This window comes from Nocardia gipuzkoensis (genome assembly GCF_021183645.1).
Taxonomy (GTDB): domain Bacteria; phylum Actinomycetota; class Actinomycetes; order Mycobacteriales; family Mycobacteriaceae; genus Nocardia; species Nocardia abscessus.
The window spans coordinates 5,336,230-5,349,863 of record NZ_CP089225.1; the positions used below are offsets into that span (position 1 = coordinate 5,336,230).

Annotated in this window: 13 protein-coding genes; 7 read left to right on the forward strand and 6 right to left on the reverse strand. The window is 69.8% G+C overall.

Annotation, left to right across the window (positions count from 1 at the left end):
- Positions 1-71: 71 nt before the first annotated feature.
- The 4 genes from LTT66_RS24255 to LTT66_RS24270 form a co-directional block, all read right to left on the reverse strand.
- Entirely contained in the window at positions 72-974 is a 903-nt protein-coding gene (locus tag LTT66_RS24255) for an amino acid ABC transporter permease (RefSeq protein WP_233060793.1), read from the reverse strand.
- A gap of 19 nt (positions 975-993) precedes the next feature.
- A complete protein-coding gene (locus tag LTT66_RS24260) occupies positions 994-1,674 on the reverse strand; it encodes an amino acid ABC transporter permease (protein ID WP_043694701.1) in 681 nt (226 codons plus the stop codon).
- Between the two features lie 97 nt (positions 1,675-1,771).
- The gene (locus tag LTT66_RS24265) at positions 1,772-2,608 is read right to left on the reverse strand and encodes a glutamate ABC transporter substrate-binding protein (protein WP_043694698.1); all 837 of its coding nucleotides are present in this window, start codon (positions 2,606-2,608) and stop codon (positions 1,772-1,774) included.
- 50 nt (positions 2,609-2,658) lie between these two features.
- Entirely contained in the window at positions 2,659-3,387 is a 729-nt protein-coding gene (locus LTT66_RS24270; protein ID WP_233069378.1) for an amino acid ABC transporter ATP-binding protein, read from the reverse strand.
- Positions 3,388-3,733: 346 nt separating this feature from the next.
- On the opposite strand from LTT66_RS24270, the gene miaB reads away from it, so the two are divergent.
- A complete protein-coding gene (gene miaB / locus LTT66_RS24275) occupies positions 3,734-5,200 on the forward strand; it encodes a tRNA (N6-isopentenyl adenosine(37)-C2)-methylthiotransferase MiaB (protein ID WP_233069379.1) in 1,467 nt (488 codons plus the stop codon).
- Positions 5,197-5,925, forward strand: a complete 729-nt coding sequence (locus tag LTT66_RS24280) for an Rv2732c family membrane protein (RefSeq protein WP_332909637.1) — start codon at positions 5,197-5,199, stop codon at positions 5,923-5,925. The genes miaB and LTT66_RS24280 overlap by 4 nt, the downstream gene beginning before the upstream one ends.
- A gap of 77 nt (positions 5,926-6,002) precedes the next feature.
- Here the strand turns inward: LTT66_RS24280 and LTT66_RS24285 are convergent, their stop codons facing one another.
- Complete coding sequence (locus tag LTT66_RS24285; protein WP_233060794.1) at positions 6,003-7,379, reverse strand: DUF349 domain-containing protein; 1,377 nt, start codon at positions 7,377-7,379, stop codon at positions 6,003-6,005.
- Positions 7,380-7,619: 240 nt separating this feature from the next.
- Between LTT66_RS24285 and LTT66_RS24290 the strand changes: the two genes are divergently transcribed.
- The 5 genes from LTT66_RS24290 to hflX all read left to right on the forward strand — a co-directional run bounded on the left by LTT66_RS24290 (position 7,620) and on the right by hflX (position 12,692).
- On the forward strand, positions 7,620-8,384 hold the full coding sequence (locus LTT66_RS24290; protein ID WP_233060795.1) for a class III extradiol ring-cleavage dioxygenase family protein: 765 nt from the start codon (positions 7,620-7,622) through the stop codon (positions 8,382-8,384).
- A complete protein-coding gene (gene miaA, locus LTT66_RS24295) occupies positions 8,381-9,319 on the forward strand; it encodes a tRNA (adenosine(37)-N6)-dimethylallyltransferase MiaA (protein ID WP_233060796.1) in 939 nt (312 codons plus the stop codon). The genes LTT66_RS24290 and miaA overlap by 4 nt, the downstream gene beginning before the upstream one ends.
- The gene (locus tag LTT66_RS24300) at positions 9,316-10,152 is read left to right on the forward strand and encodes a TrmH family RNA methyltransferase (RefSeq protein WP_181720448.1); all 837 of its coding nucleotides are present in this window, start codon (positions 9,316-9,318) and stop codon (positions 10,150-10,152) included. Before miaA ends, LTT66_RS24300 begins: the two co-directional genes overlap by 4 nt.
- Positions 10,153-10,185: 33 nt before the next feature.
- Positions 10,186-11,067 carry a diaminopimelate epimerase gene (gene dapF, locus LTT66_RS24305; protein WP_195032827.1) on the forward strand — a complete coding sequence of 294 codons (882 nt, stop codon included), beginning with the start codon at positions 10,186-10,188 and terminating at the stop codon, positions 11,065-11,067.
- Positions 11,068-11,255: 188 nt separating this feature from the next.
- Positions 11,256-12,692, forward strand: coding sequence for a GTPase HflX (gene hflX / locus LTT66_RS24310; RefSeq protein WP_233069381.1), 1,437 nt, complete (start codon positions 11,256-11,258; stop codon positions 12,690-12,692).
- A 40-nt stretch (positions 12,693-12,732) separates the two neighbouring features.
- Here hflX and LTT66_RS24315 read toward each other — a convergent pair whose 3' ends face one another.
- Positions 12,733-13,617 (reverse strand): NAD(P)-dependent oxidoreductase, encoded by an 885-nt coding sequence (locus tag LTT66_RS24315; RefSeq protein ID WP_233060797.1) that lies wholly within the window; start codon positions 13,615-13,617, stop codon positions 12,733-12,735.
- Positions 13,618-13,634: the final 17 nt, after the last annotated feature.

A 13,634-nucleotide genomic window follows, 5' to 3' on the forward strand; every position in this document is an offset into this window, starting at 1 on the left:
CTACGAGATTGGCGGGACACCACCGAGGGCACGAGTGTTGTGCTCAGCTCGAGCACAACACGTGCTGATGGTCACGGCTTCGTACCGATGGCGACACCGGGCGCCGCGTCGGTGATGACCGAGTCCGCGGCGACGACGGTGCCGGCGCCCTTGCCGCGCTTGCGCGCCCGCAGCCGCCGCTCCAGCCTGGTCGCCACCAGCGTCAACGCGCTGTTGAGGGCGATCATGACGATCGCGATGACGATCAGCGCCGGGATCGTGTTCTGTTCGGCCGCGCCGAGTTGCTGTCCCGAGCGCACGATCTCGACGTAGGTGATCTGATAGCCCAGGGCCGAGTCCTTCAGCGCGACGACCATCTGCGAGATCAACGCGGGCAGCATCGCTGTGATCGCCTGCGGCAAGAGGATCAATCGCATCAACTGGTTCTTGCGCATGCCGAGTGCGACAGCCGCCTCGGTCTGCCCTTTCGGCAGCGAGCGGATCCCCGCACGGACGATTTCCGCGATCACCGAGCCGTTGTAGATGGTCAGTGCGGTGACGACCGCGGCGAGCGCGAGATCGTCGGACTTGAACAGGTCGTAGTCCGAGTACACCGCGAACAGGAAGATCATCAGGATCAGCACCGGGATGGCGCGCGCCACCTCGACGATCGCCCCCGCGACCCAGCGCACGATGCGATGGTCGGACAGCCGCAGGATTCCGAAGATCATGCCGAGTATCAGCGCGAACACGATGGACAGCAGCGCGGCGACGATCGTTCCGCGCAGACCGGGCAGCAGATAGGTCGACCAGACCTCCGCGTCCAGGAACGGCTGCCACTTCTCCGCGGTGAACTGGCCCTTCTCCGCGAAGCCGCGGTAGAGCGCCCAGCCTCCCGCGGCTACCACGAGCAGGACCAGGACCGAGTAGATATTGTTGCGCAGCTTCGCCTTCGGGCCCGGCGCGTCGAACAGGACCGAAGCGCCCGCGCTCATACCTGCGCCTCGTTGACGCTCATCGAGCCACCTCGTACTTCTTGGCCAGCCAGCCGAAGAACAGGCCGGTGGGCAGGGTCAGGATCACGAAGCCGAGCGCGAAGATGGCGCCGATCGCCAGGACCGCGGCTTCGGTCTCGGTCATCTCCGCCATCAGGGTCGCCGCTTCGGCGACGCCGATGGCCGAGGCGATGGTGGAGTTCTTGGTCAGCGCGATCAGCACGCTGCCCAGCGGGGCGATGACCGAGCGGAAGGCCTGCGGCAGCACGATCAGCCGCAGGTTCTGCAGGAAGCCGAAGCCGAGCGAGCGCCCCGCCTCGGACTGGCCCATCGGGACGGTGTTGATGCCCGCGCGCAGCGACTCGCAGACGAAGGCGGCGGTGTAGATGCTCAGGCCGATCACCGCGAAGCGAAAGTTGTTCTGTGCCAGAGAGTCCGGCCCCTCACCTGCGAGGCGCCAGCCCATCGTGGTGTAGAGACCGAGCGACATGAACACGATGATCAGCGTGAGCGGAGTGTTGCGGAAGATGGTGACGTAGGCGGTGCCGACCCAACGGGCGACCGGCACCGGAGACACGCGCAGCCCGGCGACGACGGTGCCCAGGATCAGCGCGCCGACCGCGGACAGCACGGACAGTTGGATGGTCACCCAGAAAGCTTCGAGGATTTGGCTGTCGTACCTCGAGATCAGGTCGAACACGGCGGGCGCGTCCCTCCGATCGGTCTCGATGGTCAGGGGAAGTGCGGGGGTGGCCCGGTCCGGGTCGGGACCGGGCCACCGTCCGGGGTGCGGGAGGTCAGTACCGGTTGACGGTCGGCGGCTGCGGGGCCTGGTAGCCGGAGGCGCCGACGGTCGAATCGAACGCCTTCTTCCAGGAGCCGTCGGCGATCATCGCCTCGATGGCGTCGTTGATCTTGTCCCGCAACTCCTTGTCGCCCTTCTTCGACCCGATGCCGTAGTTCTCCGTGGTGAACGGCTTGCCGACCACCTTGAACGCGCCGCTGCTCTGCGCGGCGTAACCGGCCAGGATGATGTCGTCGGTGGTCACCGCGTCCCAGGATCCGGCGCGCAGGCCCTCGAGGCAGAGCGAGTAGGTGTCGTTGGTCTGCAACTGGGTGTCGGGGAAGTTCTTCTCGATGTTCTGGGCCGGAGTGGAGCCCTTCACCGAGCAGACCTTCTTGCCCTTCAGATTGTCCGGGCCGTTGATGTCGGTGTTGTCGGCGCGTACCAGCAGCGACTGTCCTGCGACGTAGTACGGCCCGGCGAAGTCGATCTTCTCCTTGCGCTTGTCGTTGATCGAGTAGGTGGCGACGATGTAGTCGACCTGCCCGTTCTCGATCAGCGTTTCACGCTGCGGCGAAGGCGCCTCCTTGAAGGTGATCTGGTCCGGCTGCACACCCAGCTTCCCGGCGACGTACTTGGCCACCTCGACATCGAATCCGCTGTAGGACCCGTCCTTGTTCCGCAGGCCCAGACCAGGCTGGTCGAACTTGATGCCGACCGTGAGCTTGCCGTCCTTGGCGTGGTCCAAGGCGGATTTGTCGTCGCCGCCGCCACACGCGGTGGCGGTCGCGGCGGCGAGTGTCAGGGCGATCGCCCCGACACCGATGCGCAGAGCACGATTGATCCTCATCGAGTTCCTTCTCCCTATCCGTGGGTGTGCTGGCCGCTGTGTCCGGCAGGTCAGTGGCTCAAAATCTTGCCCAGGAAGTCCTTGGCGCGTTCGGACTTCGGGGCGGTGAAGAAGGCGTCCGGCGCCGCGTCCTCCACCACCTGGCCGTCGGCCATGAACAGCACACGGTTCCCGGCGCGGCGCGCGAAGCCCATCTCGTGGGTGACGACCAGCATCGTCATACCCTCTTTGGCCAGCGACACCATCACCTCGAGCACTTCGTTGACCATCTCCGGATCCAGCGCGGAGGTCGGCTCGTCGAACAGCATCACCTTCGGGCTCATCGCCAGCGCGCGGGCGATGGCGACGCGCTGCTGCTGTCCGCCTGACAGCTGCGCCGGGTACTTGTCGGCCTGATCGGCGATGCCGACCCGGTCGAGCAGTTGCATCGCGCGGGTCCGGGCGTCGTTCTTCTTGACCTTGCGTACCTTGACCGGCGCGAGCATGACGTTCTCCAGGATCGTCTTGTGCGCGAACAGGTTGAACGACTGGAACACCATGCCGACGTCGGCGCGCAGTGCGGCCAGTGCCCGCCCCTCGGCGGGCAGCGGGACACCGTCGATGGCGATGTCGCCGGAGTCGATCGGCTCCAGGCGGTTGATGGTGCGGCACAGCGTCGACTTACCGGAGCCCGAGGGGCCCAGAACGATCACGACCTGCCCCTGGGGGACCTCCAGGGTGATGTCCTTGAGTACGTGCAGGTCGCCGAAGTGCTTGTCCACATTGCGCATCGAGATCATCGGCGGCGCGCTGGTGGCGGCGCTGACGTCCCCGGCAGAGGCGTCCCCGGTGGTGCCGGGAGCGGCGGCGTCGTCGGTCATGGACATGACCTTAGGCAAAAATCGGAAATTTGCCCGACTTTCCGCGACACACCGTCTCGCCGCGCCGATTCGACATGTGCGCGTAACCTCGCGGTCCCTCCGCGTCGGCCGTGAGACCGCCCGGAGCCTGCGCCGATGCCCGCGAAAGCCGCCGGAGGCCGCCCCGTACCCTGGATGGGTGGATTCGATCGGACAGGCAGTGTTGGCTCCCGCGCCCGCCGAGGGCACAGCACGCAGTTACGAGGTCCGCACCTTCGGTTGCCAGATGAACGTGCACGATTCCGAACGCTTGTCGGGCTTGCTGGAGGACGCGGGCTACGTGAAGGCCGCGCCGGGCGCGACGGCCGACCTCGTCGTCTTCAACACCTGTGCGGTGCGCGAGAACGCCGACAACAAGCTCTACGGCACGCTCGGTCACCTGGCGCCGATCAAGGCGGGCCATCCGGGCATGCAGATCGCCGTCGGCGGCTGCCTGGCGCAGAAGGACCGCGACGTCGTGGTGCGCAAGGCGCCGTGGGTGGACGTGGTCTTCGGCACACACAACATCGGTTCGCTGCCGGTGCTGCTGGAGCGGGCGCGGCACAACCGGGAAGCCCAGGTGGAGATCCTGGAGTCGCTGGAGGCGTTCCCGTCCGCTCTGCCCGCCAAGCGCGAATCGGCGTACGCGGGCTGGGTTTCCATCTCGGTCGGCTGCAACAACACCTGCACCTTCTGCATCGTGCCCGCCCTGCGCGGCAAGGAGGTCGACCGCCGCCCCGGTGACGTGCTCGCCGAGGTGCAGGCGCTGGTGGACCAAGGCGTGCTCGAAGTGACGCTGCTCGGTCAGAACGTGAACTCCTACGGCGCGTCGTTCGCCGACCCGAGCGAGCCGCGCGACCGCGGCGCGTTCGCCAAGCTACTGCGTGCGTGCGGGCACATCGACGGCTTGGAGCGGGTCCGTTTCACCTCTCCGCATCCGGCGGAGTTCACCGACGACGTGATCGAGGCCATGGCCGAGACCCCGAACATCTGCCCGCAGCTGCACATGCCGCTGCAGTCGGGTTCGGACCGGGTGCTCAAGGCGATGCGGCGCTCGTATCGTCAGGCCCGCTATCTCGGCATCATCGACAAGGTGCGTGCGGCGATGCCGCACGCGGCGATCACCACCGACATCATCGTGGGCTTCCCGGGCGAGACCGAGGAGGACTTCCAGGAGACGCTGGAGGTGGTCCGCCGGGCGCGCTTCACCAGCGCCTACACCTTCCAGTACTCCAAGCGGCCCGGTACGCCCGCCGCCGACATGCCCGGCCAGTTGCCCAAGGCCGTCGTCCAGGAGCGCTACGACCGGCTCATCGCGCTGCAGGAGGAGATCTCCCTGGCCGCCAATCAGGAGCTGGTCGGCACCGAGGTGGAGCTGCTGGTTGCCGACGGCGCGGGCAAGAAGAACGCCGCGACCGCGCGGATGAGCGGCCGCGCCCGCGACGGCAGGCTGGTGCACTTCCGCCTGGGCGGCACGGCCGAGCCGATCCGCCCCGGCGATCTGGTCACCGTCGACATCACCGGTGCGGCGCCGCACCACCTGATCGCCGACGCCACGATCAAGACCCACCGCCGTACCGGCGCCGGTGACGCCCACGAACGCGGCGTCACGCCGAAGACCGCGCCGATCGGCGTGGGTCTCGGACTGCCCCGCATCGGCGTGCCGGCCCCCGAACCGGCGGGCGCGGCCTGCTCGACCGGCTGCGGCGCATGACCACCGGACCGGACGACGACGGCGACGCGGCCCGCGTCGACGGGTCTGTCCCCGCGTCCGGCGACGACGAGCGCGGTGCGTCCGCGGCGACCCCGCGGAACGAGCCCGCGCGCCCCGGCGGAGACCAACGAAACGAGGATTCAGTGAGCTCGGTCGAGAGCACCAACGATTTCGAACAGTTCCGCGACGACCTCGACGCCGTCGAGCGCAGAATCGCCGGCGAGATCGATCCCGGCATCCGCGCCATGGTCGTGGCGGGCGCGGTGTTCCTGCTGCTGGTGTCGCTGGTGCTGCCGCACGCGGGCGCGGCGCGCGGCTTCGACGTGCTGCTGAACACCGACGTGGCCCGCGTGGAGCACATCGGGCTGCCCTCGCGGGTCTTCGTCTGGTTCCTGGTGATCTTCGGCATCGGATTCTCGACGCTGGCCCTGATGACCCGTCGCTGGGTACTCGCCTGGATCGCCGTCGCAGGCAGCGCCGTGGCCGGCGTGTTCGGGGTGCTCTCGATCTGGCACCGCCAGACTCCCGGGGTGGGCAACTACATCGGCGCGGGCCCCGGCATCGGCCTGATCCTCGGCGCCATCGTGACCATCGTGCTCACCTTCCACTGGATCCGCGTGGTGTGGAGCCGTACCGCGCTGCACCTGGCCGCCGAGGAGCAGCGCCGCAACGCCGCCGCGGCCGCGGAGGAACGCGATCGCCGTCGTCTCACCGGCGAATCCTGACCCGATCTTCCGAGACGACCGCGGCCCCTCCCGATCGGGAGGGGCCGCGGTCGTCGCTCCGGTCGGAATAGCAGGTCTCAGCGGTTGCTGACGGCGCCTTCGGCCGCCTCGGCCCATTCCCGCCACTGCTTGGCCTGCTCCAGCGCCTTCTCCGCGTCGCGGGCGTTGCCCGCGGCCTGCGCCTTCGCGGCCTGCTCCTCGAACTGCGCGACGCGTTCGCGGAACTGGGCGGCGCGTGCCATGGCCTCCGGGTCGGTGCGCCGCCATTGCGCGTCGACGGCGTCGCGGACGCGCTTCTCGATCGCACGCAGCTTGCCTTCCAGCTCCTGCATGCGCTCGCGTGGCACCTTGCCGACGGCGTCCCACTTGTCCTGGAGCTCGCGCAGGCCGCTGCGGGCCGCTTCCAGGTCGGCGGACGGATCGATGTAGGCGTAGGCGCGCAGCAGCTCTTCCTTGTCGGCCGCGTTCTGCTCGAACTCGGCGTCGCGCTCGGAGACGGCGGCGTTGCGGGCGGCGAAGAAGACGTCCTGCGCGCTCTTGAAGCGCCGCCACAGCGCCTCGTCGGCCTCGCGCGGCGCGCGACCGGCGGCCTTCCACTCGGCGAGCAGGTCGCGGAAGATGCCCGCGGTGGCCACCCACTCGGTGGAGCCGGACAGCTCCTCGGCCTGCACGCACAGCTCTTCCTTGCGCGTCTTCGCGGCGGCGCGTTCACGATCCAGCTCGGCGAAGTGCGCGCCGCGGCGGCGGTTGAACGCCTCGCGCGCCTTGGAGTAGCGCTTCCACAGGGCGTCATCGACTTTGCGGTCCACGCCGCGAATGGACTTCCACTCGTCGAGGATCTCGCGCAACCGATCACCCGCGGCCTTCCACTGGGTGGATTCGGCGGCGATCTTCTCCGCCTCCGCGGCGAGCGCCTCTTTGCGTTCGGTGTGCTCGTGGCGGGCGCGTTCCTTCTCTTCCTTGGCGTGCGCTGCCGCCTCTTCGGAGTGCTCGGCGATGGCCTGCAGGCGTCGGGCCAGGCCCTCGATGTCGCCGATGACGGCGGCGGACGGCAGCGACTCGGCGAGCGCGACGGCGGCGGCTTTGGTCTTGCGCGCGTCCGCGCCCGCGGCCAACCGCGCCTCCAGCAGGGCGACCTCGGTGGCCAGGTCATCGAACCGGCGGCCGAAGTGGGCCAGGCCCTCGGCGGCGTCGCCGGCCTGCCAGGACCCGACCTGACGTTCGCCTTCGGCGGTCTTCACCCACGCGGTGCCGTCCTCGTCGACCCGGCCCCAGCGGCTCGGATCGGAGACGGCGGGAACGACGACGGGATGGGGATGCTGCTGGGCCGGGCCCGGCGCGGGTTTGACCGCGTGCGGCTTGGGCGGTTGAATCGAGCTGCCCGGTTTCGGAACACCGGAAGAACGCGGCATCTTGCCGGGTCCGGCTTTCGCGGTTCCGTTGCTGTCGGTCATGTTTCCTCGTCCCTGCCGCGCGTCACGGCTGCCTATGTACGCCCTAGCTCATCCCATTCAACCCGGTCCGAGCCCTCGAGACCATCGATCTACGCCTTCCCGCGGAGGAATCCCGGGGATTCCAACCCCTGATGACCTGGGTTGCAGCTCCTCGAACACTATCAATCCCGGCGGTGTTTCCGGCAGAGACACTCGAAGCCGGGCGGTACCGGCGGTCTCGGCAACGACTACGGTTACGACGTGTTCTCCGTCGCCGCCCTCGTTCCGTCGCCGCCCGTCCTGATCCCAGAGTTGTGCGGCGGCGTGGCGGATGCGGCGGGAGCAGCGGAAACCGATCCGCGCGCGGTGCTGCGGGCCGCCGTGCTCGAGGCCGTGCGGGCTTTCGCGGCCGGGACCGACCGGTGGACCGTGATCGGGGTCGGTCCCGGCGACCGCACGCTGGGTCCGCAGACCGTGGGCACGTTCCGGGGCTTCGGGGCGGACGTACGGGTCGGTTTGTCCGCCGCGGCGGTCGCCGCGGCGGAGCGAGCCGACGCCGACCTACCGCTGGCCGTGCTGATCGGCGGCTGGCTACGCGGGCAGGTAGCGCCGGACGCGGTTGCCGAGGCGCGCATCGTGCCCGCCGACGCGACGCCGGAGCACTGCCTCGAGATCGGGGCGAAACTGCGTGCCGAATTGGACGGCGACGTCGCGCCGCACGGTGTGCTGGTCGTCGCCGACGGCGCGGCCACACTGTCCGTCAAGGCGCCCGGCTACCTCGACGAACGTGCACGGCCGGCGCAGGACCGGCTGGACCAAGCCCTGACCACGGGTGACCGCGCCGCCCTACGTGCCCTGGACCCGGGGCTGTGCGCCGAACTCGCGGTCGCGGGCCGCCCGGCCTATCAGGTGCTGGCCGGACTGTTCCGCGCCGACCCGCTGGTGGACACGCGCTATTGCGACGCCCCGTTCGGCGTCGGCTACCACGTGAGCCTCTGGCGGCCCACCGGAGACGACGCGCCGTGACGGATTCGGGCATCACTCCGATCGCGGTCGTCGGTCCCACCGCCACCGGCAAATCCGATCTCGCGCTGGACCTGGCCGAACGGCTCGGCGGCGAGATCGTGAACATCGACGCCATGCAGCTCTACCGCGGCATGGACATCGGCACCGCGAAGCTGCCCGTCGCCCAGCGCCGTGGCATTCCACACCACCAGCTCGACGTGCTCGAGGTGACCGACACCGCGTCGGTGGCCGCCTATCAGGCGGCGGCGAGCGCGGATGTCCTCGCGATCATGGGCCGCGGCCGGGTACCGGTCATCGTGGGCGGCTCGATGATGTACGTCCAGGCGCTGCTGGACGAGTGGGAGTTCCCGGCCACCGATCCGGCCGTCCGGGCGCGCTGGGAAGCGGTGCTCGCCGAGGGCGGTGTCGCCGCCGTGCACGCGGCACTGCGCGAGGCCGACCCGGTGGCCGCCGCCACCATCCTGCCCACCGACGGGCGGCGCATGGTGCGAGCGCTCGAGGTCGTGGAACTGACCGGACGGCCGTTCGCCGCGTCGGCGCCGACCATCGGGCGGCCGCGCTGGGGCACAGTGATCATCGGCGTCGACCGGGACACCGCCGCACTGGACGCGCGCATCGAGCGGCGCACCGCCGCGATGTTCGAGGGCGGACTGGTCGAGGAGGTGCGGGGCCTGATCGAGCGCGGCCTGCGGGCGGGCGTCACGGCGCGGCGCGCCATCGGGTACGCACAAGTCCTGGCCTATCTGGACAACGAATACGACCTGAACCACGCTCAGGAACGCACTGTGATCGGCACCCGGCGCTACGTGCGCAGGCAGCGCTCCTGGTTCCGGCGCGACTCTCGGGTGCGGTGGGTGGACGGCGCCGCCCCCGATCCGGTCGCGACCGCGCTGGCCCTGCTCGACGAGAAAGAGAAAGAACGGACTACGCAGTGACCCGACGTGTCAGCACACGCAACGCCTCCGTCCAGGTGTGGCAGGCCTACCTCAACAATCGCACCAAGCGCCATCGTGACGGCCGTTTCCTGGTGCAAGGGGTCCGTCCGATCACGCAGGCCGTGGCCAACAACTGGCCGCTGGAGACGCTGCTGTACCGCCTCGGCGGCCCGGAACTGTCGAGCTGGGCACGTGAGGTGCTGGACACCAGCGGTGTGCCGCAGGTCGGTCTGGTGCCGGAGTTGATGGCCGAACTCGGCGAGAAATCCGCAGGGATACCGGAATTGGTGGCGGTCGCGGAGTCACGCCAAGCCGAGCTGGAGACCTTCGAGCCCGGTGAGCCGGGGGAGGACGCCCCGGTGGTCGTGGTGTTCGACCGGCCCAACTCGCCGGGCAACCTGGGCACGCTGATCCGCTCGGCCGACGCGTTCGGTGCCAGCGGTGTCATCGTCACCGGGCACGGCGCCGACCACTACGACCCGCAGGCCGTGCGCGCCTCGACCGGTTCGCTGTTCGCCGTGCCGGTGATCCGCGCCGCCGGGCCCGCGCAGGTGCTGGAGTTCCGCAACCGGCAGGTGCGCCGCGGCATTCCGACCCGCATCGTGGGGACCGACGAGCACGGCAGGCACGCCGCCTACGACTACGACTTCACCGAAGCGACCGTCCTCGTCGTCGGCAACGAGACCAGCGGGATGAGCACCGCCTGGCAGGCGGCCTGCGACGACTTGGTGCACATCCCGATGGGCGGCACGGCCAGCTCGCTGGGCGCGCCCTCGGCGGCCGCGGTGGCGCTCTACGAAATTTCCCGGCAGCGCCGGACGTTTGCCAAGTGACGACGAGACAGGGAGACATCGCACGTGCCGGACATCGAGTTCACCAAGGGCCACGGCACCCAGAACGATTTCGTGGTGCTGCCGGATCCGCAGGCCGGCTTGGCGCTGACCGCGGCGCAGGTCTCCGCGCTGTGTGATCGCAGGCGCGGGCTCGGTGCGGACGGCGTGCTGCGGGTCGCGCGGGCGGGCGCGCTGCGTGCGGCCGGCGTGCTCGCGGAGATCCCGGAGGGTGTCGGCGCCGAGGACTGGTTCATGGACTACCGCAACGCCGACGGCTCGATCGCGGAGATGTGCGGCAACGGCGTCCGCGTGTTCGCCCACTACCTGCACGCGGCGGGGCTGGAGACCCGCGACAGCTTCGTCGTCGGCAGCCGCGCCGGTGCCCGCCCGGTCACGGTGCATGCCGGGAACGCGGTCACCGGGGACGTCACCGTCGGCATGGGCCGGGTGCGCGAGCTCGGGGAGTCCACCGCGACCATCGCGGGCTGGGCGCTGTCCGGGATCGGGATCGATGTCGGCAATCCGCATCTGGCTTGCGTCGATCCCGGGATGTCCGTGGACGCGCTCGGCAAGCTCGACCTGACCGTGCCACCCGGCTTCGATCCGGACCTGTTCCCGCACGGGGTCAACGTCGAGATCGTCACCGCGCTGGACGCCGAGGGGACCGTCGACATGCGCGTCTACGAGCGCGGCGTGGGCGAAACCCGTTCTTGCGGAACGGGAACCGTCGCCGCGGCGGCCGCGGCGCTGGCCGCCGACGGCTTCCGCATCGCCGAGGACACCGGCCGGGTGACGGTCCGGGTGCCGGGTGGCGAACTGACCGTGGGGCTCGAGCGCGGCTCGGCGTGGCTGCGCGGTCCGTCGGTCCTGGTGGCCACCGGCCGCCTCGCAGGAGCCTGGTGGGAGGCTCCGTGAGCCGTACCGCCCTCGAATAACCGGGTGCTACTGCGGTGATGTCGTGGCAGCATGGATGATGTATGAGTAAAGCAAAGACGTATGAATTCACTCCGGCGGACGACGGCGACCGCGCCGACGAGCCGGTCGATGACGCCGTGTCCGGCGACGAGGTGACCGGCGACGTCGTCGCCGAACATGCCGCCCGGATGAAGCGATCGGGCTGGTCGCCCGATCCCACCGTGGGTGAGCTGCAGTTGGAGGACCGCAGCTCGCTGCGCCGCGTGGCGGGCCTGTCCACCGAGCTCACCGATATCACCGAGGTCGAGTACCGGCAGCTGCGCCTCGAGCGCGTCGTGCTGGTCGGTGTCTGGACCGCGGGGACCGCCGCGCAGGCCGAGGCGAGTATGGCCGAGCTGGCCGCGCTCGCCGAGACCGCGGGCTCCGAGGTGCTGGAGGCGCTGATCCAGCGCCGCGATCGGCCCGATCCGGCCACCTACATCGGCTCCGGCAAGGCCGACGAGTTGCGCACCGTGGTGCTGGAAACCGGCGCCGACACCGTCATCTGTGACGGTGAACTGACCCCCGCGCAGCTGACCGCCCTGGAGAAGGTGGTCAAGGTCAAGGTGATCGACCGGACCGCGCTGATCCTGGACATCTTCGCCCAGCACGCCACGTCCCGGGAGGGCAAGGCGCAGGTCTCGCTGGCCCAGATGGAATACATGCTGCCGCGGCTGCGTGGCTGGGGTGAGTCGATGTCCCGCCAGGCCGGTGGCCGCGCGGGCAGCAACGGCGGCGTGGGTCTGCGTGGTCCCGGTGAGACCAAGATCGAAACCGATCGTCGTCGCATCCGCGAGCGCATGGCCAAGCTGCGCCGGGAGATCCGGGAGATGAAGACCGCGCGCGACACCATGCGGGCGCGCCGAAACTCCAGCGGCATTCCGTCGGTCGCGATCGTCGGCTACACCAACGCGGGCAAGTCGAGCCTGATGAACACCCTCACCGGCTCCGGCCTGCTGGTGCAGGACGCGCTGTTCGCCACGCTCGACCCGACCACCCGCCGGGCCGACCTGGACGACGGGCGCGAGGTCGTCTTCACCGACACCGTCGGCTTCGTGCGGCACCTGCCGACCCAGCTGGTCGAGGCGTTCCGCTCCACCTTGGAAGAGGTCACCGGCGCCGACCTGCTGCTGCACGTGGTGGACGGCTCCGACGCGCTGCCGGTCGAGCAGATCAAGGCCGTCCGCGAGGTGGTCACCGACGTGATCAAGGAATCCGGCACGCCGGCCCCGCCCGAACTGCTGGTGGTGAACAAGACCGACGCGATGGGCCCGACGGAGCTGACCAACCTGCGCGCGCTGCTGCCGGACGCCTCGTTCGTCTCCGCGCACAACGGCGAGGGCATCGAAGCACTGCGCCGGCGGCTCGCCGAACTGCTCGGCGGTTTGGACGTGGAGATCAGCGTGCTGCTGCCGTACACGCGCGGCGACCTGCTCGCACGCATCCACGCGGACGGACGCATCCTGAGTTCGCACCACGAGGAGGGCGGAACGCGGGTCCACGCCCGCGTCCCGCACGCCCTCGCGGCCGCGCTGTCGGAGTACGCGCACGCGGGCACGGCGTCCGCCGAGGAGACCGGCGAGTAAGGCAGTCGGCCGGCGCTTCGGCCGGTGCCGGGATCGGTCGTCAGTCGTTGCGGGGTTTGCCGAACTCTTCGATCAGCACGGGGTACTGCTCCCCGCCGTGGCCGGCGGCGATCGAGCGATCGGCCATCGCCTTGAACAGCTTCGGCAGTTCGGCGTTGACCCCCACCGCCTCGCTCTCCTCGATCAGATGCGTCATCGCCCGTGCGTCGGTCTCCAGGGCCGACACCTCGGCCGGGAAGGAGCCGCGGTCGATCTGCTCGGCGTACCCGGGCAGCCATTCGGCCACACCGGCGGCCATCTGCCGGGCGAACGGCGCGTACGTCGCTGCGTCGACACCGGCCGTCCTGAGCAGGGCAGTGCCTTGAAGCCAGGCGTTCAGGACGCTCCACATCATGGTGAGGCCGGCCACGTCGTACAGGGACGCCAGGCCATGGTCGGAACCCAGATAGGTGACGGTGCCCAGGGCGTCGAGGGTCGGCTTGTGCGCCTCGAAGTCCGCCCGCGGCCCGCTGTGCAGGATCACCGCCTCGGCGGTCCCGATCGCGGGCGGGACGGCCATGATGGCACCGTCCAGGTAACGGGCGCCGCGCTGCCCGGCCCAGCGGGCGGCTTCCCGCGCCTGGGCCGAGTGGCCCGAGGTCAGGTTGATCAACGTCTTGCCGCCCAGGTCGATGTCGCTCGCGCCGAGCAGCTCGTGCATGGCCTGGTAGTCGGTGACGCAGATGATCGTCAGGGTTCCTGCTTCGAGTGCTTCGCCGACCGCCGGCGCCAGCCGCGCGCCCTCGGCCACCAACTGATCGGCCTTGGCGGTCGTACGGTTCCACACGGTGGTGGGATGCCCGGCTCGGAGAAACGCGCCGGCCAGTGCCCGGCCCATCAGTCCGAGTCCGATGACTGTCACGGAGGTAGTGGTTCTGTCGTTCATGGCAACATCGTCAACGT

Excerpts from the sequence above, each read along its gene's own strand:
- LTT66_RS24285 (WP_233060794.1), bottom strand. The coding sequence starts at position 7,379 with ATGACCGACAGCAACGGAACCGCGAAAGCCGGACCCGGCAAGATGCCG.
- miaB (WP_233069379.1), top strand. The coding sequence starts at position 3,734 with ATGAACGTGCACGATTCCGAACGCTTGTCGGGCTTGCTGGAGGACGCG.
- LTT66_RS24255 (WP_233060793.1), bottom strand. The coding sequence starts at position 974 with ATGAGCGCGGGCGCTTCGGTCCTGTTCGACGCGCCGGGCCCGAAGGCG.
- LTT66_RS24280 (WP_332909637.1), top strand. The coding sequence starts at position 5,197 with ATGACCACCGGACCGGACGACGACGGCGACGCGGCCCGCGTCGACGGG.
- LTT66_RS24315 (WP_233060797.1), bottom strand. The coding sequence starts at position 13,617 with ATGAACGACAGAACCACTACCTCCGTGACAGTCATCGGACTCGGACTG.
- LTT66_RS24265 (WP_043694698.1), bottom strand. The coding sequence starts at position 2,608 with ATGAGGATCAATCGTGCTCTGCGCATCGGTGTCGGGGCGATCGCCCTG.
- LTT66_RS24270 (WP_233069378.1), bottom strand. The coding sequence starts at position 3,387 with ATGATCTCGATGCGCAATGTGGACAAGCACTTCGGCGACCTGCACGTA.
- hflX (WP_233069381.1), top strand. The coding sequence starts at position 11,256 with ATGAAGCGATCGGGCTGGTCGCCCGATCCCACCGTGGGTGAGCTGCAG.